This is a genomic window from Pseudomonas simiae, assembly GCF_000934565.1.
Classification (GTDB): Bacteria; Pseudomonadota; Gammaproteobacteria; order Pseudomonadales; family Pseudomonadaceae; genus Aquipseudomonas; species Aquipseudomonas simiae.
The window spans coordinates 4,364,345-4,382,628 of the sequence record NZ_CP010896.1 but is presented as its reverse complement, the minus strand read 5'-3'; the positions used below and the strand labels follow the sequence as shown (position 1 = coordinate 4,382,628).

20 protein-coding genes are annotated in these 18,284 nt (G+C 61.4%); all 20 read left to right on the top strand.

Features of this window, described 5'->3' with window-relative positions:
• Positions 1-3: 3 nt before the first annotated feature.
• The 20 genes from fliS (at position 4) to fliP (ending at position 18,280) form a co-directional block, all read left to right on the top strand.
• Complete coding sequence (gene fliS / locus PF1751_RS19840; protein ID WP_010208735.1) at positions 4-408, top strand: flagellar export chaperone FliS; 405 nt, start codon at positions 4-6, stop codon at positions 406-408.
• A 25-nt stretch (positions 409-433) separates the two neighbouring features.
• Positions 434-730 carry a flagellar protein FliT gene (fliT, locus tag PF1751_RS19835; protein ID WP_010208736.1) on the top strand — a complete coding sequence of 99 codons (297 nt, stop codon included), beginning with the start codon at positions 434-436 and terminating at the stop codon, positions 728-730.
• A 170-nt stretch (positions 731-900) separates the two neighbouring features.
• Positions 901-2,376, top strand: coding sequence for a sigma-54 dependent transcriptional regulator (locus PF1751_RS19830; RefSeq protein ID WP_010208737.1), 1,476 nt, complete (start codon positions 901-903; stop codon positions 2,374-2,376).
• 110 nt (positions 2,377-2,486) lie between these two features.
• Positions 2,487-3,698 carry a sensor histidine kinase gene (locus PF1751_RS19825; protein ID WP_031290412.1) on the top strand — a complete coding sequence of 404 codons (1,212 nt, stop codon included), beginning with the start codon at positions 2,487-2,489 and terminating at the stop codon, positions 3,696-3,698.
• 7 nt (positions 3,699-3,705) lie between these two features.
• Positions 3,706-5,082 carry a sigma-54-dependent transcriptional regulator gene (locus PF1751_RS19820; protein WP_021490840.1) on the top strand — a complete coding sequence of 459 codons (1,377 nt, stop codon included), beginning with the start codon at positions 3,706-3,708 and terminating at the stop codon, positions 5,080-5,082.
• Between the two features lie 131 nt (positions 5,083-5,213).
• The gene (gene fliE / locus PF1751_RS19815; RefSeq protein WP_010208741.1) at positions 5,214-5,543 is read left to right on the top strand and encodes a flagellar hook-basal body complex protein FliE; all 330 of its coding nucleotides are present in this window, start codon (positions 5,214-5,216) and stop codon (positions 5,541-5,543) included.
• A gap of 16 nt (positions 5,544-5,559) precedes the next feature.
• Positions 5,560-7,338 carry a flagellar basal-body MS-ring/collar protein FliF gene (fliF, locus tag PF1751_RS19810; protein ID WP_010208742.1) on the top strand — a complete coding sequence of 593 codons (1,779 nt, stop codon included), beginning with the start codon at positions 5,560-5,562 and terminating at the stop codon, positions 7,336-7,338.
• Positions 7,331-8,350 carry a flagellar motor switch protein FliG gene (gene fliG / locus PF1751_RS19805; RefSeq protein ID WP_010208743.1) on the top strand — a complete coding sequence of 340 codons (1,020 nt, stop codon included), beginning with the start codon at positions 7,331-7,333 and terminating at the stop codon, positions 8,348-8,350. Before fliF ends, fliG begins: the two co-directional genes overlap by 8 nt.
• Positions 8,351-8,360: 10 nt before the next feature.
• On the top strand, positions 8,361-9,125 hold the full coding sequence (gene fliH, locus PF1751_RS19800) for a flagellar assembly protein FliH (RefSeq protein ID WP_042571867.1): 765 nt from the start codon (positions 8,361-8,363) through the stop codon (positions 9,123-9,125).
• A complete protein-coding gene (gene fliI / locus PF1751_RS19795) occupies positions 9,115-10,473 on the top strand; it encodes a flagellar protein export ATPase FliI (RefSeq protein WP_021490838.1) in 1,359 nt (452 codons plus the stop codon). Before fliH ends, fliI begins: the two co-directional genes overlap by 11 nt.
• 3 nt (positions 10,474-10,476) lie before the next feature.
• Positions 10,477-10,926, top strand: a complete 450-nt coding sequence (gene fliJ, locus PF1751_RS19790; RefSeq protein WP_010208747.1) for a flagellar export protein FliJ — start codon at positions 10,477-10,479, stop codon at positions 10,924-10,926.
• 65 nt (positions 10,927-10,991) lie between these two features.
• Complete coding sequence (locus PF1751_RS19785; protein ID WP_010208748.1) at positions 10,992-11,297, top strand: STAS domain-containing protein; 306 nt, start codon at positions 10,992-10,994, stop codon at positions 11,295-11,297.
• The gene (locus PF1751_RS19780; protein ID WP_044287602.1) at positions 11,294-13,012 is read left to right on the top strand and encodes an ATP-binding SpoIIE family protein phosphatase; all 1,719 of its coding nucleotides are present in this window, start codon (positions 11,294-11,296) and stop codon (positions 13,010-13,012) included. The genes PF1751_RS19785 and PF1751_RS19780 overlap by 4 nt, the downstream gene beginning before the upstream one ends.
• 30 nt (positions 13,013-13,042) lie before the next feature.
• Positions 13,043-13,387 carry an Hpt domain-containing protein gene (locus PF1751_RS19775; RefSeq protein WP_010208750.1) on the top strand — a complete coding sequence of 115 codons (345 nt, stop codon included), beginning with the start codon at positions 13,043-13,045 and terminating at the stop codon, positions 13,385-13,387.
• A 139-nt stretch (positions 13,388-13,526) separates the two neighbouring features.
• Entirely contained in the window at positions 13,527-14,864 is a 1,338-nt protein-coding gene (locus PF1751_RS19770) for a flagellar hook-length control protein FliK (RefSeq protein WP_021490836.1), read from the top strand.
• Positions 14,865-15,099: 235 nt separating this feature from the next.
• Positions 15,100-15,600 carry a flagellar basal body-associated protein FliL gene (fliL, locus tag PF1751_RS19765; protein ID WP_010208753.1) on the top strand — a complete coding sequence of 167 codons (501 nt, stop codon included), beginning with the start codon at positions 15,100-15,102 and terminating at the stop codon, positions 15,598-15,600.
• 9 nt (positions 15,601-15,609) lie between these two features.
• Positions 15,610-16,578 (top strand): flagellar motor switch protein FliM, encoded by a 969-nt coding sequence (gene fliM / locus PF1751_RS19760; RefSeq protein ID WP_010208755.1) that lies wholly within the window; start codon positions 15,610-15,612, stop codon positions 16,576-16,578.
• Positions 16,579-16,624: 46 nt separating this feature from the next.
• Entirely contained in the window at positions 16,625-17,092 is a 468-nt protein-coding gene (gene fliN, locus PF1751_RS19755) for a flagellar motor switch protein FliN (RefSeq protein WP_010208756.1), read from the top strand.
• A 1-nt stretch (position 17,093) separates the two neighbouring features.
• Positions 17,094-17,537, top strand: coding sequence for a flagellar biosynthetic protein FliO (gene fliO / locus PF1751_RS19750; protein WP_010208758.1), 444 nt, complete (start codon positions 17,094-17,096; stop codon positions 17,535-17,537).
• Complete coding sequence (fliP, locus tag PF1751_RS19745; protein WP_010208759.1) at positions 17,537-18,280, top strand: flagellar type III secretion system pore protein FliP; 744 nt, start codon at positions 17,537-17,539, stop codon at positions 18,278-18,280. Before fliO ends, fliP begins: the two co-directional genes overlap by 1 nt.
• Positions 18,281-18,284 lie beyond the last annotated feature (4 nt).

Below are 18,284 nucleotides of genomic sequence, written 5' to 3'. Positions count from 1 at the left end.
ACCATGAATCCCATGAGAGCCCTTCGCCAATACCAGAAGGTCAATTCCCATGCCCAGATCTCCGAAGCCAGCCCGCATCGCCTGGTGCAAATGCTGATGGAGGGCGGGCTCGACCGCATGGCACAGGCCAAAGGCGCATTGGCTCGTGGGGACATCGCACAAAAGGGCCTGATGCTCGGTAAGGCCATTGATATCATCATTGGGCTGCGTGATGGCCTGGATGCGGAGAAGAGCGAAGATCCGGCTTACGTCCAGCAATTGGAAAGTCTGTACGCGTACATGACCAACCGTTTGATGGAAGCCAATCTGCACAACGATGCCAGCATGATCGACGAAGTCGCTCGGTTGCTGATTACTGTGAAAGAAGGCTGGGATGCCATCGCACTACCACAAGGTGCCGCACAATAAGGCCATCGGCCTTGAGGAATACATCATGAGCCACGCACTGCAACGCATAGACGAAACCCGCGAAGCCCTGATCGGCGCGCTGGCGGAACGGAACTGGGACGCCATCGGCGAACTCGACCTGGGCTGTCGCAACGTGATCGAGGAAGTGCTCAGCGAAGCGCCAGTGAACGAGGACGTGCTGCGAGAGAAGTTGGAAAGCTTGCTAGTGGTGTATCAGCAGTTGCTTGAGGTGACGACCGGCGAGCGCCAGGCGATTTTTGAAGAGATGTCGCTGATCAACCGAGCTAAAAACGCGTCAAAGGTTTACCATCTGTTCGGCTGAATGGGCTCAGTTGGTCCGAACGGTGCGTCATATATTTGACTGTGCCAGCATTTTTGACTTAACTAGTGCTGTTTTCAGATTTCAGACGTCTAGTAAGGTACAAAGTCTTACAGGCGCCTCGATTGCCCTCACTTCGGGGCATGAAGTTTTACTAGGGAAGTTGCTATTGCATGTGGCGTGAAACCAAAATTCTGCTGATTGATGACGATAGCGTCCGCCGCCGCGATTTAGCGGTGATTTTGAATTTTCTCGGCGAAGAAAATTTGCCCTGCGGCAGCCATGACTGGCAGCAGGCGGTCAGCTCATTGTCATCGAGCCGTGAAGTCATTTGTGTGCTGATCGGGACGGTAAACGCTCCTGGCGCTGTTTTGGGCTTGTTAAAGACACTGTCAACCTGGGATGAGTTCCTTCCCGTGTTGCTAATCGGCGATATTTCTTCCGTCGAACTGCCCGAAGACCAGCGCCGCCGGGTGCTGTCCACCCTGGAAATGCCCCCCAGCTACAGCAAATTGCTCGATTCCCTGCACCGTGCCCAGGTCTATCGCGAGATGTACGACCAGGCCCGCGAGCGCGGCCGCCACCGCGAACCCAACCTGTTCCGCAGCCTGGTCGGCACCAGCCGTGCCATCCAGCACGTGCGCCAGATGATGCAGCAAGTGGCTGATACCGACGCCAGCGTGCTGATCCTCGGCGAGTCCGGCACCGGCAAGGAAGTGGTTGCGCGCAATCTGCACTATCACTCCAAGCGCCGCGACGGGCCGTTCGTGCCGGTCAACTGCGGGGCGATCCCGGCGGAGCTGCTCGAAAGCGAATTGTTCGGTCACGAAAAGGGCGCCTTTACCGGGGCGATCACCAGCCGTGCCGGGCGTTTTGAGTTGGCCAACGGCGGTACGCTGTTCCTCGACGAAATCGGCGACATGCCGCTGCCGATGCAGGTCAAGCTGCTGCGTGTGTTGCAGGAGCGTACCTTCGAGCGCGTGGGCAGCAACAAGACCCAGAGCGTCGATGTGCGCATTATCGCGGCGACCCACAAGAACCTTGAAAGCATGATTGAGGTCGGCAGCTTCCGCGAAGACCTGTACTACCGCCTTAACGTGTTCCCGATCGAAATGGCTCCGTTGCGTGAGCGCGTGGAAGACATTCCGCTGCTGATGAACGAACTGATCTCGCGCATGGAGCACGAAAAGCGCGGTTCGATCCGCTTCAACTCCGCCGCGATCATGTCCCTGTGCCGCCACGGCTGGCCGGGCAACGTGCGCGAGCTGGCCAACCTGGTGGAGCGCATGGCGATCATGCACCCCTACGGCGTGATCGGCGTGGTCGAGTTGCCGAAGAAATTCCGCTACGTCGACGACGAAGACGAGCAACTGGTCGACAGCCTGCGCACTGACATGGAAGAGCGGGTGGCCATCAACGGCCATACCCCGGACTTCGGTTCCACCGCCATGCTGCCGCCGGAAGGCCTGGACTTGAAGGACTACCTCGGCAACCTCGAACAGGGCCTGATCCAACAGGCTTTGGACGACGCCAACGGTATCGTCGCCCGTGCCGCCGAGCGCCTGCGTATCCGTCGAACCACCTTGGTGGAGAAGATGCGCAAGTACGGCATGAGCCGCAAAGAAGGTGACGAACAGGCGGATGATTGACGCCTGTTTTTCAACTAACTGAAAAATAAGGTTATTTTTTTCGGCACGGGTATTGCTACAGCCCTCGCAACGTTCCGTTTAACTGACGGTCAGCCAAGCGAGAGAGCATGATGCCCCACGCCGCCCAACATTCTTCCAGCTCTGCCATCGCGGGGCTCGTTCCGTCTGTAGAACAGCAAAGCCGCCAGGGCCTGGAACAGGCCTTTTCGCAGTTCAGTCAGATGTCCAGCCAATTGACCGACTCTTACAGCTTGCTCGAAGCCCGGGTGTCCGAGCTTAAAGGCGAGCTGGCCGTGGTCAGTGCCCAGCGCATGGAAGAGTTGGCCGAGAAAGAACGCCTGGCCAATCGTCTGCAAAACCTGCTGTCACTGTTGCCCGGTGGCGTGATTGTCATCGACGAAGAGGGCCGCGTGCGCGAAGCCAACCCGGCCGCCTGCGACATGCTCGGCTTGCCCCTGGAAGGCGAGCTGTGGCGGCATGTCATCACCCGCTGCTTTGCCCCCCGTGAAGACGACGGTCACGAAATTTCCCTTAAGGATGGCCGCCGCCTGTCCATCGCCACCCGTTCCCTGGACGCGGAGCCGGGCCAGTTGGTGCTGCTCAACGACCTGACTGAAACCCGTCACCTGCAAGACCAGTTGGCACGCCATGAGCGATTGTCGTCGTTGGGGCGCATGGTCGCTTCTTTGGCGCATCAGATCCGCACACCGCTGTCGGCGGCCTTGATCTACGCCAGTCATTTGACTGATGAGCAATTGCCCGCCGCCACCCACCAGCGTTTTGCCGGCCGCCTCAAGGAGCGTCTGCATGAGTTGGAGCATCAGGTGCGCGACATGCTGGTGTTTGCCCGTGGCGAATTGCCGCTGACCGACCGCATCACGCCGGCGGGGTTGATGCAGGCCCTGCAAGCGGCGGCTGCACCCCATATCCAAGACGTCCAGGTGCGCTGGCAATGCGACAGCCATCTCGGTGAACTGCTGTGCAACCGCGACACCTTGGTCGGTTCACTGCTCAACCTGATCGAAAACGCCACCCAGGCCAGCGGCCCGGGCGCGCGGCTCAAGGTGCACCTGTACAACCGCGGGCAAAACCTGCGCTTGTGCATCAGCGACAGTGGCAGTGGTATCGAACCTGCCGTGTTGCAGCGTCTGGGCGAACCCTTTTTTACCACCAAGACCAACGGCACCGGCCTGGGCCTGACCGTGGTCAAGGCAGTGGCACGCGCCCATCAGGGAGAATTGCAGCTGCATTCCCGTGTTGGGCGTGGCACCTGTGCATTGATGACCTTGCCGCTGTTTTCCGGCGCGGCAAGCGCGGAGTAGAAAGGTTATGGCTATCAAGGTTCTGTTGGTGGAAGACGATCGCGCCCTGCGTGAAGCATTGGCTGACACGCTGCTGCTGGCGGGCCATGACTACCGGGCGGTCGGTTCTGCCGAGGCTGCCTTGGAGGCGGTGGAGCAGGAGTCCTTCAGCCTGGTGGTCAGCGATGTGAACATGCCCGGCATGGACGGTCACCAATTGCTCGGCCTGCTGCGTGCGCGCCAGCCGCAATTGCCGGTGTTGCTGATGACCGCCCACGGCGCCGTTGAGCGTGCGGTCGACGCCATGCGCCAGGGTGCGGCGGACTACCTGGTCAAGCCATTCGAGCCGAAAGCGTTGATCGAGCTGGTCGTGCGGCATGCCTTGGGCGTGATCCCGCCCAGTGACGGCGAGGGGCCGATTGCCTTCGAGCCGGCCAGTGCACAATTGCTGGAACTGGCGGCCCGCGTGGCGCGCAGTGATTCCACCGTGTTGATTTCCGGCGAGTCCGGCACCGGCAAGGAAGTGCTGGCGCGCTACATCCATCAGCAATCGACCCGCGCCAAGCAACCCTTTATCGCCATTAACTGCGCGGCGATCCCCGACAACATGCTCGAAGCCACGCTGTTCGGCCACGAAAAAGGCTCCTTCACCGGCGCCATCGCAGCCCAGGCGGGCAAGTTCGAACAAGCTGACGGCGGCACCATCCTGCTCGATGAGATTTCGGAAATGCCCCTGGGCCTGCAAGCCAAGTTGCTGCGGGTGTTGCAGGAGCGTGAAGTGGAACGCGTCGGCGCCCGCAAACCGATCCAGCTGGATATCCGTGTGGTTGCCACCACCAACCGTGACCTGGCGGGCGAAGTGGCGGCGGGGCGCTTCCGTGAAGACCTGTTTTACCGCCTCTCCGTATTCCCCCTGGCCTGGCGGCCCTTGCGCGAGCGCCCGGCGGATATCATTCCGCTGGCCGAGCGTCTGCTGAACAACCACGTCAAAAAAATGAAGCATGCCCAGGCGCGGCTGTCGGCCGAGGCTCAGGCCTGTCTGATCGCATACCCGTGGCCGGGCAATGTGCGGGAATTGGACAACGCCATCCAGCGCGCGCTGATCCTGCAGCAGGGTGGCTTGATCCAGCCCCAGGATTTTTGTTTGGCGATGGGCAGCGGTGCGGCGCCGTTGCCGACTCTGGCGCCCACGCCTGTGGTGGTCGAAGCCGAGACCGCCGGTGCCTTGGGCGACGACCTGCGTCGCCGCGAATTCCAGATGATCATCGACACCCTGCGTTCCGAGCGCGGCCGCCGCAAAGAGGCTGCCGAACGCTTGGGCATCAGCCCGCGCACCCTGCGCTACAAGCTGGCGCAGATGCGCGACGCCGGGATGGATGTGGAAGCGTATCTATTCGCCACATAACCGGTAACAAGGTCGACAAGGTTTGTCGCCTTTTCTTACGAGTTGATACAGAGCTGGCACCCTTGTTGCTACTTCCCTAGTAATTGCGGCGTAGCGTCAAAAAACATGCGGGTTGTCGGAGAGAGAAGTTCATGAGCCAGGGTATTGAGTTCAATCGGTTGATGTTGGATATGCGCGCCATGCAAATGGATGCCATGGCTCAACCGAAATCCGTCGCGCCAGCGCCGGAATTGGGCCAAAGCAGCTTCGCCGATATGCTCGGTCAGGCCATCAACAAAGTCAGTGACACCCAGCAAGCCTCCAGCCAGTTGGCCAATGCCTTTGAAATTGGCAAAAGCGGCGTGGACCTCACCGATGTGATGGTCGCCTCGCAAAAGGCCAGTGTTTCCTTCCAGGCGCTGACCCAGGTGCGTAACAAGCTGGTTCAGGCCTATCAAGACATCATGCAGATGCCGGTTTAAGGACGAGATTTAAGTCATGGCAGAAGCACTCGTGGACAACGCACCCGCCAAGGCAGATGGCAAGCCGCCGCTGTTTGGCCTGTCGTTCCTGGAAAACCTCTCCGAAATGACCATGCTGCGTCAGGTGGGCCTGATGGTCGGCCTGGCCGCCAGCGTGGCGATTGGTTTTGCCGTGGTGCTGTGGTCGCAGCAACCTGATTACCGGCCGCTGTACGGCAGCCTGGCGGGCATGGACTCCAAGCAGATCATGGAAACCCTGGCCGCCGCCGACATCGCCTACACCGTGGAGCCCAACTCCGGGGCCCTGCTGGTCAAGGCCGACGACGTGGCTCGTGCGCGCATGAAGCTTGCCGCCGCCGGCGTGACCCCGTCCGACAGCAATATCGGTTTTGAGATCCTCGACAAGGACCAGGGCCTGGGCACCAGCCAGTTCATGGAAGCCACCCGCTACCGCCGTGGCCTGGAAGGCGAGCTGGCACGCACCATCTCCAGCTTGAACAACGTCAAGGGCGCCCGCGTGCACCTGGCCATCCCGAAAAGCTCGGTGTTTGTACGCGACGAGCGCAAGCCCAGCGCCTCGGTGTTGGTTGAACTGTTTGCTGGCCGCTCCCTGGAGCCTGGCCAGGTCCTGGCGATCGTCAACCTGGTCGCCACCAGCGTGCCCGAGCTGAGCAAATCGCAGATCACCGTGGTGGACCAGAAGGGCAACCTGCTGTCCGACCAGGCGGAAAACTCCGCGCTGACCCAGGCCGGCAAGCAGTTCGACTACAGCCGTCGCGTCGAAAGCATGCTCACCCAGCGTGTGCACAACATCCTGCAACCGGTGCTGGGCAACGACCGCTACAAGGCCGAAGTGTCGGCCGATGTGGACTTCAGCGCCGTCGAGTCGACCTCCGAGCAGTTCAACCCGGACCAGCCTGCCTTGCGCAGTGAGCAGTCCACCAGCGAACAACGCACCGCCGCCAATGGCCCGCCGCAAGGTGTGCCGGGCGCATTGAGCAACCAACCGCCAGCCCCGGCTTCGGCGCCGCAAACCACCGGTGGCGCTACTGCCAGTGCTGGCGCGATTCAGCCAGGCCAGCCACTGCTGGATGCCAACGGCCAGCAAATCATGGACCCGGCCACTGGCCAGCCGATGCTCGCCCCGTACCCGGCGGACAAACGTAACCAGTCCACCAAGAACTTCGAGCTCGACCGTTCCATCAGCCACACCAAGCAACAACAGGGTCGCGTCAATCGCCTGTCGGTGTCGGTGGTGGTGGATGACCAGGTCAAGGTCAATGCCGCTGACGGCGCCGTCACCCGTGCGCCATGGAGCGCCGACGAATTGGCGCGCTTTACCCGTCTGGTGCAGGATGCTGTGGGTTTTGACGCCAGCCGTGGTGACAGTGTCAGCGTGATCAACATGCCGTTCTCCGCCGAGCGTGGCGAAGTGATCGCTGAACCGGCGTTCTACTCGCAGCCGTGGTTCTGGGACATCGTCAAGCAAGTGCTGGGTGTGTTGTTCATCCTGGTGCTGGTGTTTGGCGTGCTTCGCCCGGTGCTCAACAACATCACCGGCAACGGCAAAAAACAGCTGGCCCTGGCCGGTGGCGACGTCGAGCTGGGCGGCATGGGCGGCCTCGACGGCGAACTGGCCAACGACCGTGTCAGCCTCGGCGGCCCGCAAAGCATCCTGTTGCCAAGCCCGAGCGAAGGCTATGACGCTCAGTTGAACGCAATCAAGAGTCTGGTGGCAGAAGACCCGGGCCGTGTGGCCCAGGTCGTGAAAGAGTGGATCAACGCAGATGAGTGATAATCGAGCCGCTGTTGCCAAGCTCACCAAGGTCGACAAAGCCGCAGTCCTGCTGCTGTCCCTCGGTGAAACCGACGCCGCCCAAGTGCTGCGCCACATGGGGCCCAAAGAGGTTCAACGTGTGGGCGTGGCCATGGCGCAGATGCGCAATGTGCACCGCGAACAAGTCGAGCAAGTGATGAGCGAGTTCGTCGAGATCGTCGGCGACCAGACCAGCCTGGGCGTCGGCTCCGACAGCTACATCCGCAAGATGCTCACCTCGGCCCTGGGCGAAGACAAGGCCAACGGCCTGATCGACCGCATCCTGCTCGGTGGCAACACCAGCGGCCTCGACAGCCTGAAATGGATGGAGCCCCGCGCCGTTGCCGACGTGATCCGCTACGAACACCCGCAGATCCAGGCGATCGTGGTGGCGTACCTGGACCCCGACCAGGCCGGTGAAGTCCTCGGCCACTTCGACCATAAGGTGCGCCTGGACATCATCCTGCGCGTGTCGTCGCTGAACACCGTACAGCCGGCAGCGCTGAAAGAGCTCAACACGATTCTGGAGAAGCAGTTCTCCGGCAACTCGAATGCCTCGCGCACCACCTTGGGCGGTATCAAGCGCGCGGCCGATATCATGAACTTCCTCGACAGCTCGGTCGAAGGCCAGTTGATGGACTCGATCCGCGAGATCGACGACACCCTGTCCGGCCAGATCGAAGACCTCATGTTCGTGTTCAACAACCTCTCCGATGTCGACGACCGTGGCATCCAGGCGTTGCTGCGCGAAGTGTCTTCCGACGTGCTGGTGCTGGCCCTCAAGGGCTCGGACGAAAACGTCAAAGAGAAGATCTTCAAGAACATGTCCAAGCGTGCCTCGGAACTGCTGCGCGACGACCTGGAAGCCAAAGGTCCGGTGCGGGTCAGCGACGTGGAAACCGCGCAGAAAGAAATCCTCACCATTGCCCGCCGTATGGCCGAAGCCGGAGAAATCGTTCTCGGCGGGAAGGGCGGCGAAGAAATGATCTAAGGCGCCTTTCATGTCGAACAAAGATGAGGCGCCCAGCGATCTGATTCGCGCGCGGGACGTCGGTGGGTTCGACATCTGGTCGTTGCCCAGCTTCGATCCACATGTGCCCGAGCCTGAGCCTGAACCGGTTGAAGAGCCGCCGGCGGAAATGGAAGAAGTGCCGCTGGATGAAGTCCAGCCACTGACCCTCGAAGAATTGGAAGCTATCCGCCAGGAGGCCTACAACGAGGGCTTCGCGGCGGGTGAAAAAGATGGTTTTCGCAGCACCACTCTCAAGGTCCGTCAGGAAGCCGAGGAGGCGCTGAGCGCCAAATTGGCCAGCCTGGAGCGCTTGATGGGCGGCCTGTTCGACCCCATCGCCGAGCAGGATTCGCAGATCGAAAAAGCCATGGTCGAGCTGGTGCAGCACATCGCCCGCCAGGTGATCCAGCGTGAGTTGGTGCTGGACTCCAGCCATATCGAAAGCGTGATGCGCGAAGCCCTCAAGCTGCTGCCCCTGGGCGTCGGCAATGTACGGCTGTACATCAACCCCCAGGATTTTGAACAGGTCAAAGCCCTGCGCGAGCGCCATGAAGAAACCTGGCGCATCGTCGAGGACGCGTCGTTGCAGCCCGGTGGTTGTCGAGTCGAAACCGAGCACAGCCGCATCGATGCCACGGTGGAAACCCGCATCAGCCAGATCATGGCCAAGCTGCTGGATCAGGCCCACGAGCAGGTGTTGAACCCTGCCGAGCCAGACCTGAGCGTGGACCTGGACGCCCCCGATGCGCCTTGATCGCACCAGTTTCGCCAAGCGCTTGAGCGGTTACGCCGAAGCCGCCGAGTTGCCTGGCCAGCCGATCCTTGAAGGACGCCTGTTGCGCATGGTCGGCCTGACCCTCGAAGCCGAAGGCCTGCGTGCTGCCATGGGTAGCCGTTGCATGGTGATCAACGACGACAGCTACCACCCGGTGCAGGTCGAAGCCGAAGTCATGGGCTTTTCCGGCAGCAAGATTTTCCTGATGCCCGTGGGCAGCCTGGCGGGCATTGCCCCCGGCGCGCGCGTGGTGCCCTTGGCCGATACCGGCCGCCTGCCGATGGGCATGAGCATGCTCGGCCGCGTGCTTGATGGCGTCGGTCGCGCGCTGGATGGCAAAGGCGGCATGAAGGCCGAAGACTGGGTGCCGATGGATGGCCCCACCATCAATCCGCTCAACCGTAACCCCATCAGCGTGCCGCTGGACGTGGGCATCCGCAGCATCAACGGATTATTGACGGTCGGCCGCGGCCAGCGTCTGGGCCTGTTTGCCGGTACGGGCGTGGGTAAGTCGGTACTGCTGGGCATGATGACGCGCTTTACCGAGGCCGACATCATCGTGGTGGGGCTGATCGGTGAGCGGGGCCGCGAGGTGAAGGAATTCATCGAGCACAGCCTTGGTGAAGAAGGCCTCAAGCGTTCGGTCGTCGTCGCTTCCCCGGCGGACGATGCACCACTGATGCGTTTGCGCGCCGCCATGTACTGCACACGCATCGCCGAATACTTTCGTGACAAGGGCAAGAACGTGCTGTTGCTGATGGATTCGCTCACGCGTTTCGCCCAGGCCCAGCGGGAAATCGCCCTGGCCATCGGTGAACCACCGGCCACCAAGGGGTATCCGCCCTCGGTGTTCGCCAAGCTGCCCAAGCTGGTGGAACGTGCCGGTAATGCCGAGGCGGGCGGGGGCTCGATCACGGCGTTCTATACCGTGCTGTCCGAAGGTGATGACCAGCAAGACCCGATTGCTGACTCGGCGCGGGGCGTGCTCGACGGGCACATTGTGCTGTCGCGGCGTTTGGCCGAAGAGGGGCATTACCCGGCCATCGATATCGAAGCGTCCATCAGCCGGGTGATGCCGGCGGTGGTGACGCCGGAGCATATGATTCGCGCGCAACAATTCAAGCAGTTATGGTCGCGCTACCAACAGAGCCGCGATCTGATCAGCGTCGGCGCCTACGTGGCGGGCGGCGATCGCGACACCGACCTGGCCATCGCCCTGCAACCGCAACTGGTGACCTACTTGCGCCAAGGCCTCAACGACAAGATCAGCATGGGTGAAAGCGAAGCGCACCTGCAGTCGATCTTCGCCCCGGCGCCGGGCGGCTAAGCCATGGCCAACAGCCGCGCCGCACGCCTGGCTCCGGTGGTGGACATGGCCGAAAAGGCCGAGAAAACCGCCGTGCAGCGCCTGGGTTACTTCCAGGGGCAGGTGCGCTTGGCCGAGAGCAAGCTGGGCGACCTGGAGCGCTTTCGGGGCGAATACCAGCAACAGTGGATCGAGCGTGGCGCCAAAGGTGTGTCCGGCCAATGGCTGATGGGCTACCAGGGCTTTCTCAACCAACTGGAAACGGCTGTCGGCCAGCAGCGCCAGAGCCTGGCGTGGCACCAGAACAACCTCGATAAAGCCCGCGAAAGCTGGCAAGCCGCGTTTGCCCGGGTCGAAGGCCTGCGCAAGCTGGTGCAGCGCTATATCGACGAGGCGCGGGCCATCGAAGACAAGCGTGAACAGAAGCTGCTCGACGAACTCTCCCAACGCATGCCGCGCAAAGACGTCTATTGACAGTTGCCCATGGCGCCTTCTCCTGCTAAACCTTGTGTCATTGCCAATGACAAGGAAGCAGTCGCATGTCAGTCGAGTCAGACGTATCCCTGGATGGGAAGAAGTTAACGATCGTGGTCAAGGGCCGGTTCGATTTCGGCAGTCACCAGACGTTTCGTGATGCCTACGAACGGTTTTACAAGGTTCCCGAGTCGTACGTCGTCGACTTGAAGGAAACCACCTACATGGACAGTTCGGCCTTGGGCATGCTCCTGCTCCTGCGTGACCACGCGGGTGGCGACCAGTCCGAGGTCAGGGTGGTCAATAGCAACTCAGACGTGCGCAAGATCCTCGCCATCTCCAACTTCGACAAGCTGTTCGACATCAGTTGAGCGCCCTGGCCCCGGTCCTTGAACCGCTGACGATCCTGATCGCCGAAGACAGCGCCGCCGATTTGCTGTTGCTGTCGACCATCGTGCGACGCCAAGGTCACCAGGTGCTCACGGCCACCAATGGCGCTGAAGCGGTCGACGTGTTTACCCGTGAGCGCCCGCAACTGGTGTTGATGGATGCCCTGATGCCGGTGATGGACGGCTTTGAGGCGGCACGGCGGATCAAGCAGTTGGCGGGTGAAGAGTTGGTGCCGCTGATTTTCCTCACCTCCCTGCGCGAGAGCGAAGCGCTGGCCCAGTGCCTGGATGCCGGCGGTGATGACTTCCTGCCCAAACCCTACAACCAGCTTATTCTCGCGGCGAAGATCAACGCCATGGACCGCCTGCGTCGGTTGCAGGCGACGGTCTTGCAGCAGCGCGACCTGATCGCCAAGCATCACGACTATCTCCTGCATGAGCAGCGAGTGGCCAAGGCGGTGTTCGATAAGGTCGCGCATTCGGGCTGTATCAATGCCGCGCCGAATATTCGCTACCTGCAATCGCCCTATGCGCTGTTCAACGGTGACCTGTTGTTGGCGGCCTACACGCCGTCCGGTGATATGCACGTGCTGCTCGGCGACTTCACCGGCCATGGCCTGCCGGCAGCGGTGGGGGCCATGCCTCTGGCAGAAGTGTTCTATGGCATGACCGCCAAAGGCTATGGCCTCGCGCAGACCCTGCGGGAGATGAACGCCAAACTCAAACGCATCCTGCCGGTGGACATGTTCTGCTGCGCCACCCTGTTGTGTCTGAGCACGCAGCGACGGGTGGTGGAGGTATGGAACGGCGGCATGCCCGAAGGCTACAGGCATGAAATCGCCACCGGCCGGCGCACGCCGCTGGAATCGCGGCACTTGCCGTTGGGGGTACTGTCGGCGCAAGCCTTTGATGATCGTACTGAAGTCTGGCCCATGGCCCTGGGTGACCGGGTGTTCCTGCTGTCTGATGGGGTGTTGGATACCGCCGATGCCAACGATCAACTGTTCGGCGCCGAACGCTTGCAACAGGTGTTTGCCGCCAATCGCGAGCCTGATCGTTTATTTGAAGACATCGAGCAGGCCCTGGCGGCGTTTCGCGGTGAAGTGCGCGATGACGTGAGCATGGTGGAAATCACCTTGCAGCCTGACCAGCAACTGCGCGCCACGGGGCCGTTGTATGCGGACAGCGGGCAGTCGTGTCCGCTGGATTGGTCGGTGAGTTTCGAGTTTCGCGCCGAGACCTTGAAGCGTTACAACCCGTTGCCGTATCTGCTGCAACTGTTGTTGGAGATTCATGGGTTGCGTGAGCAAAGTGGGGCGCTCTACAGCGTGATGGCGGAGCTGTATTCCAATGCCCTGGAGCACGGCGTCTTGGGTCTGGACTCTCGGCTCAAGCGTGACGCCCAAGGGTTTGCCGAGTATTACCGTCAGCGTAATGACCGCCTCGCGCAACTCAATAGCGGGTATATACGGGTGCATGTGCAGGTGGTGCCGATCGGGGCAGGTGGGAAGATGACCCTGCGCATTGAAGACAGCGGTTCGGGGTTTGATGTGGAGCAGGTGCTGGCGCGGCCGCTGGATATCGACCGTCTGTCTGGCCGTGGCTTGAGTCTGGTACGGCAGTTGAGCAGCGAGGTAGGCTGGTCGGATGGTGGGCGCAGTGTGTGCGTGGAGTTTTCCTGGGAGGCTCTGGCATAATCCGCCGATTCTTGATCAAGGAGCGAGCAAGTGGTTGATCTACATCTGGACCCGGCGGTGTTGTCGGGTTTGCAGGAAGTCATGGAAGGCGAGTATCCGAAGTTGCTTGATACCTTTCTCGATGATTCCCAGAAGCGCGTCGAGGCGCTGCGCAAGGCGCGGGATGATGCGAAGGCGTTGGGGCGGATTGCGCATAGTTTCAAGGGGAGTAGCGGTAACCTTGGGGCGGTGCGGTTGGCGCAGTTGTGTCAGCGGCTGGAGGTTGAGTCGGTTGAATCCACTACGGATTTGGGGGCGCTCGTGGATCAGATTGATCATGAGTTTGCGTTGGTTAAGCCGATGTATGAGTCGGAGCGGCAGCGGTTTGGGGTTTGAGTCGCTGTAAGCGCGAAACCCTAAGCGGCCTTTACCGAGAAAATGGATATTTACTCGGTCGATATACCAACCTGGCCCAACTCTTGCTCTACCTCCAGATACTGCATCCCCGACCCCTATGCAGTGGAGACCTTTACCTATGCCAGTCGCCCCGAATTCGCTCCTTCAGGCTGCCCCCGCGGCCAAGCCTCAAGCGCCCACCGCCAACCCACCGGCAGTGGCAGCGGACCCACGGGACAAGGGCCCTGGCTTCGCTCAAGTGTTTGCCAGCCAGGGTTCCAAGCCCACGGCCAAGGCCGACGACAACGCGCCCAAATCCACCGCAGGCAAGCCTTCCGACGCCAGCGCCAAGCCGGCAGCGGGCAACGACAAGCCTGCCGCCAGCACACCAGCCGTTGCCGATAGCGGCAAACCCTTGCCTGCCACCCCTCCGGCCAACACCGACGACAGTGCCAGCAAGGATGACGACGCGCCCGCCGACCCGTCCCTGGTGCAGCAGCCCCCGGTGGACCCGGTCGTCGACCCTGCATTGATTGCCACCGTCACCCCGGTGGCCGTGCCGGTGCCGGTTGAAACCCCAGCGCCTGTCACCAACAAGGATGAAAAAGCCCTGCCGGTGGTGGCGGCGCCGGTCGCTGCGACTGAGGAGGCCAAGCCGGCCTTCGATCCAGAGGCCGATCCCTTGGACGCCATGCCCGCCGTGCGCCTGGCGATGGAGCAGGGCGGTCACGTGTCGGCCAGCAGTCAGGCCCAGGCAAAAACCGCTTCGGCACCGACTCAGGATCAACCCACCGCCGCACAGAACTTTGCCGCAGGCCTGGCCACTATGGTCGACCAGCAAGCCACCAAGGACAGCACTGACCAGGGCGGTGACAAGGCTTTCAGCGGGCTGATCGACGACGGTCTCAAGGACCTGAAGAACGCCAGCAGCGACACCCGTGTCGATGACTTCGCCAACCGTCTGGCCGCGTTGACGCAAGCCGCCACGCCGAAGACCGCCAACGCTTTGCCGCCGGTGACCAATGCGCCATTGGCCATGCACCAGAGCGGCTGGACCGACGAAATCGTCAACCGCGTGATGTACCTGTCCAGCGCCAACCTCAAGTCGGCGGAGATCCAGTTGCAGCCGGCTGAACTCGGTCGCCTGGACATCAAGGTCAACATGACCGCCGACCAGCAGGCCCAGGTCAACTTCATGAGCGCCCATCCGGTGGTACGTGAGGCGTTGGAAAGCCAGTCCGGCCGTTTGCGGGAGATGTTCGCCCAGCAGGGCATGGGCCAAGTGGATGTGAACGTGTCCGACCAGTCCCGTGGCCAGGAGCAACAGCAGCAACAGGCCCAGACCCGTGGCGTGAGCGGCAGCGGCGGGCGCGGTGGTGATAACAGCGACAGTGGTAGCCACATTGATGTGGCTGAAGCCGTGGCGCCGGTCACCTCAACCGTAATCGGCTCCAGCGCCGTCGATTACTACGCCTGACTCGAGCCCTGCACAGGCCCAAATGTGGGAGCGGGCTTGCTCGCGAAAGCGGTGTATCAGTCGCTGAATCAGTCGACTGACCTATTGCTTTCGCGAGCAAGCCCGCTCCCGCATGGGACCTGTTCCATGGCCAATATCGTAGCCCTCTTCCAAATCCACCAGACAACTCTGGCATAACACTTGCTCTTGCCTTTCCGTAGATCTATGAATTCCCGAATAGTGACGGATTATTGGCATGGCGAAGAGCGACGACGCAGCAAAAGCACCCGCAGGCAAAGGTAAGCTCAAGCTTATCCTGTTGATAGTCGTGGGCCTGCTCCTGGCCATCGGCGCCTCGGTCGGCGGCACTTGGTACATTATGCACAGCAATGCCAGCAAGCCGGCACCCGCTGCCGAAACCGCCAGTAACGTCAAGCAACCGGCAATCTTCGAGCCGATGCTTCCGGCCTTTGTCGCCAACTTCAATCAGAACGGTCGTCAGCGTTACCTGCAGGTGAGCATCACGTTGCTCGCCCGCAACCAGTCGGACCTGGACGCCCTCAAGGTGCACATGCCAGTGATCCGCAACAACCTGGTGATGCTGTTCTCCAGTCAGGCCTTCGACACACTTGCCACCCCGGTGGGCCAGGAAATGCTGCGCCAGAAGGTCACGGCCAGCGTGCAGGAAGTGGCCCAGAAGGAACTCGGCAAAGTCGTGGTCGAGCAGGCGCTCTTCACTAACTTCGTATTGCAGTAGGATCACGACATGGCCGTGCAAGACCTGCTGTCCCAGGATGAAATCGACGCGCTGCTGCATGGCGTCGACGATGGTCTGGTACAGACCGAAATGGCTGCCGAGCCCGGCAGCGTCAAAAGTTATGACCTCACCAGCCAGGATCGTATCGTCCGTGGGCGCATGCCGACCCTGGAGATGATCAACGAACGTTTCGCCCGTTACACCCGCATCAGCATGTTCAACATGCTGCGCCGTTCGGCGGACGTGGCGGTGGGCGGCGTGCAGGTGATGAAGTTCGGCGAGTACGTGCACTCGCTGTACGTGCCCACCAGCCTCAACCTGGTCAAGATCAAGCCGCTGCGCGGCACCGCGCTGTTCATCCTCGATGCCAAACTGGTGTTCAAGCTGGTGGACAACTTCTTCGGTGGCGACGGCCGTCACGCCAAGATCGAAGGGCGTGAGTTCACGCCTACCGAACTGCGTGTGGTGCGCATGGTGCTGGAACAGGCTTTCATCGACTTGAAAGAAGCCTGGCAGGCGATCATGGAAGTCAATTTCGAGTACATCAACTCGGAAGTGAACCCGGCCATGGCCAACATCGTCGGACCCAGCGAAGCCATCGTGGTGTCGACCTTCCACATCGAACTCGATGGCGGTGGCGGCGACCTGCACGTGACCATGCCTTACTCGATGATCGAGCCGGTGCGCGAGATGCTCGACGCCGGTTTCCAGTCCGACCTGGACGACCAGGACGAACGCTGGGTCAAGGCTCTGCGCGAAGACCTGCTGGACGTCGACGTTCCACTGAGCGCCACCGTGGCCCGTCGCCAATTGCGCCTGCGCGATATTTTGCACATGCAGCCGGGGGACATCATCCCCGTCGAATTGCCGGAAGAAATGATCATGCGCGCCAACGGCGTGCCGTCGTTCAAGGTCAAGCTCGGTTCCCACAAGGGCAACCTGGCACTGCAAGTGGTCGAGCCGATCAACCGTCGCTGATTCGCCCTAATTAATTTATGAATGTTTGCTCCGCCGAGGACATGTAATGGCTACCGAACACGAAAACACTTCCGCCGAAGACCAGGCCCTGGCTGACGAATGGGCGGCAGCCTTGGAAGAAACCGGCGATGTCGGCCAGGACGACATTGACGCGCTGCTGGCCGCTGACGCCGCCACCGCGCCGGCCGGCAACCGCCTGCCGATGGAAGAATTCGGCAGCGTGCCGAAAAACAACGAACCGGTGACCCTCGACGGCCCGAACCTGGATGTGATCCTCGACATCCCGGTGTCGATCTCCATGGAAGTCGGCAGCACCGAAATCAACATTCGCAACCTGCTGCAACTCAACCAGGGCTCGGTGATCGAGTTGGACCGCTTGGCCGGCGAACCGCTGGACGTGCTGGTCAACGGCACCCTGATTGCCCACGGAGAAGTGGTGGTGGTCAACGAGAAGTTCGGCATCCGCCTGACCGACGTGATCAGCCCGAGCGAACGCATCAAGAAGTTGCGCTGATATGAAGTATTCGATGGCGGGACTGTTTCTGGCGCTGCCATTGAGCGCCCTGGCGGCTGAACCGGCCGCGCACGCGACCGCCGCGGCTGCGCCGGTGGTAAGCAGCGGTATCGGCGGGCAATTGACCCAGTTGGTGCTGGGCCTGTTGCTGGTGGTGGGTTTGATCTTCGCACTGGCGTGGTTGCTGCGCCGCGTGCAGCGCGTGGGGCCGGGCAACGGCCAGGTGATCGAGATGATCGGTTCCCGCGCCCTCGGCCCGCGTGATCGGCTGGTGCTGGTGCAAGTGGGCGAGGAGCAGATCCTGCTGGGCATCACACCCGGTCGCATTACCCCGCTGCATGTGCTCAAGACCCCGGTGAGCGTGGATCAGAACCCGCCCGCCACGCCAGAATTCGCCCAGCGCCTGATGGAATTGCTGGGCAAGGATCAGAAGGATAAGAAGTAATGCGCGTTTTATTGACGCTCATGCTGTTGCTGGCGGCGCCATTGGCGTTTGGCGCCGACCCGTTGTCGATCCCGGCGATTACGCTGGGGACCAACGCGACCGGCGCGCAGGAATACTCGGTCAGCCTGCAGATCCTGCTGATCATGACGGCGCTGAGCTTTATCCCGGCGTTCGTCATGCTGATGACCAGCTTCACGCGGATCATCATCGTGTTCTCGATCCTGCGCCAGGCCCTGGGCCTGCAGCAGACGCCGTCGAACCAGATCCTCACCGGCATGGCCCTGTTCCTGACGCTGTTCATCATGGCGCCGGTGTTCGACAAGGTGAACCAGCAAGCCCTGCAACCTTACCTGGCGGAAAAAATGACCGCCCAGGACGCAATCGACAAGGCCCAGGGCCCGATCAAGGACTTTATGCTGTCGCAGACCCGCTCCAGCGACCTTGAACTGTTCATGCGCCTGTCCAAGCGGACCGACATCGCTACGCCGGATCAGGCGCCGCTGACGATCCTGGTGCCGGCGTTCGTCACGTCGGAATTGAAGACCGCATTCCAGATCGGTTTCATGATCTTCATCCCGTTCCTGATCATCGACCTGGTGGTGGCGAGCGTGCTGATGGCCATGGGTATGATGATGCTGTCGCCGCTGATCATTTCGTTGCCGTTCAAGATCATGCTGTTTGTGCTGGTGGACGGCTGGGCGCTGATTATCGGCACCCTGGCCGGCAGTTTCGGCGGGGTATAGCGCG

Excerpts from the sequence above, each read along its gene's own strand:
- fliS (WP_010208735.1), top strand. The coding sequence starts at position 4 with ATGAATCCCATGAGAGCCCTTCGCCAATACCAGAAGGTCAATTCCCAT.
- fliT (WP_010208736.1), top strand. The coding sequence starts at position 434 with ATGAGCCACGCACTGCAACGCATAGACGAAACCCGCGAAGCCCTGATC.
- PF1751_RS19830 (WP_010208737.1), top strand. The coding sequence starts at position 901 with ATGTGGCGTGAAACCAAAATTCTGCTGATTGATGACGATAGCGTCCGC.
- PF1751_RS19825 (WP_031290412.1), top strand. The coding sequence starts at position 2,487 with ATGCCCCACGCCGCCCAACATTCTTCCAGCTCTGCCATCGCGGGGCTC.
- PF1751_RS19820 (WP_021490840.1), top strand. The coding sequence starts at position 3,706 with ATGGCTATCAAGGTTCTGTTGGTGGAAGACGATCGCGCCCTGCGTGAA.
- fliE (WP_010208741.1), top strand. The coding sequence starts at position 5,214 with ATGAGCCAGGGTATTGAGTTCAATCGGTTGATGTTGGATATGCGCGCC.
- fliF (WP_010208742.1), top strand. The coding sequence starts at position 5,560 with ATGGCAGAAGCACTCGTGGACAACGCACCCGCCAAGGCAGATGGCAAG.
- fliG (WP_010208743.1), top strand. The coding sequence starts at position 7,331 with ATGAGTGATAATCGAGCCGCTGTTGCCAAGCTCACCAAGGTCGACAAA.
- fliH (WP_042571867.1), top strand. The coding sequence starts at position 8,361 with ATGTCGAACAAAGATGAGGCGCCCAGCGATCTGATTCGCGCGCGGGAC.
- fliI (WP_021490838.1), top strand. The coding sequence starts at position 9,115 with ATGCGCCTTGATCGCACCAGTTTCGCCAAGCGCTTGAGCGGTTACGCC.
- fliJ (WP_010208747.1), top strand. The coding sequence starts at position 10,477 with ATGGCCAACAGCCGCGCCGCACGCCTGGCTCCGGTGGTGGACATGGCC.
- PF1751_RS19785 (WP_010208748.1), top strand. The coding sequence starts at position 10,992 with ATGTCAGTCGAGTCAGACGTATCCCTGGATGGGAAGAAGTTAACGATC.
- PF1751_RS19770 (WP_021490836.1), top strand. The coding sequence starts at position 13,527 with ATGCCAGTCGCCCCGAATTCGCTCCTTCAGGCTGCCCCCGCGGCCAAG.
- fliL (WP_010208753.1), top strand. The coding sequence starts at position 15,100 with ATGGCGAAGAGCGACGACGCAGCAAAAGCACCCGCAGGCAAAGGTAAG.
- fliM (WP_010208755.1), top strand. The coding sequence starts at position 15,610 with ATGGCCGTGCAAGACCTGCTGTCCCAGGATGAAATCGACGCGCTGCTG.
- fliN (WP_010208756.1), top strand. The coding sequence starts at position 16,625 with ATGGCTACCGAACACGAAAACACTTCCGCCGAAGACCAGGCCCTGGCT.
- fliO (WP_010208758.1), top strand. The coding sequence starts at position 17,094 with ATGAAGTATTCGATGGCGGGACTGTTTCTGGCGCTGCCATTGAGCGCC.
- fliP (WP_010208759.1), top strand. The coding sequence starts at position 17,537 with ATGCGCGTTTTATTGACGCTCATGCTGTTGCTGGCGGCGCCATTGGCG.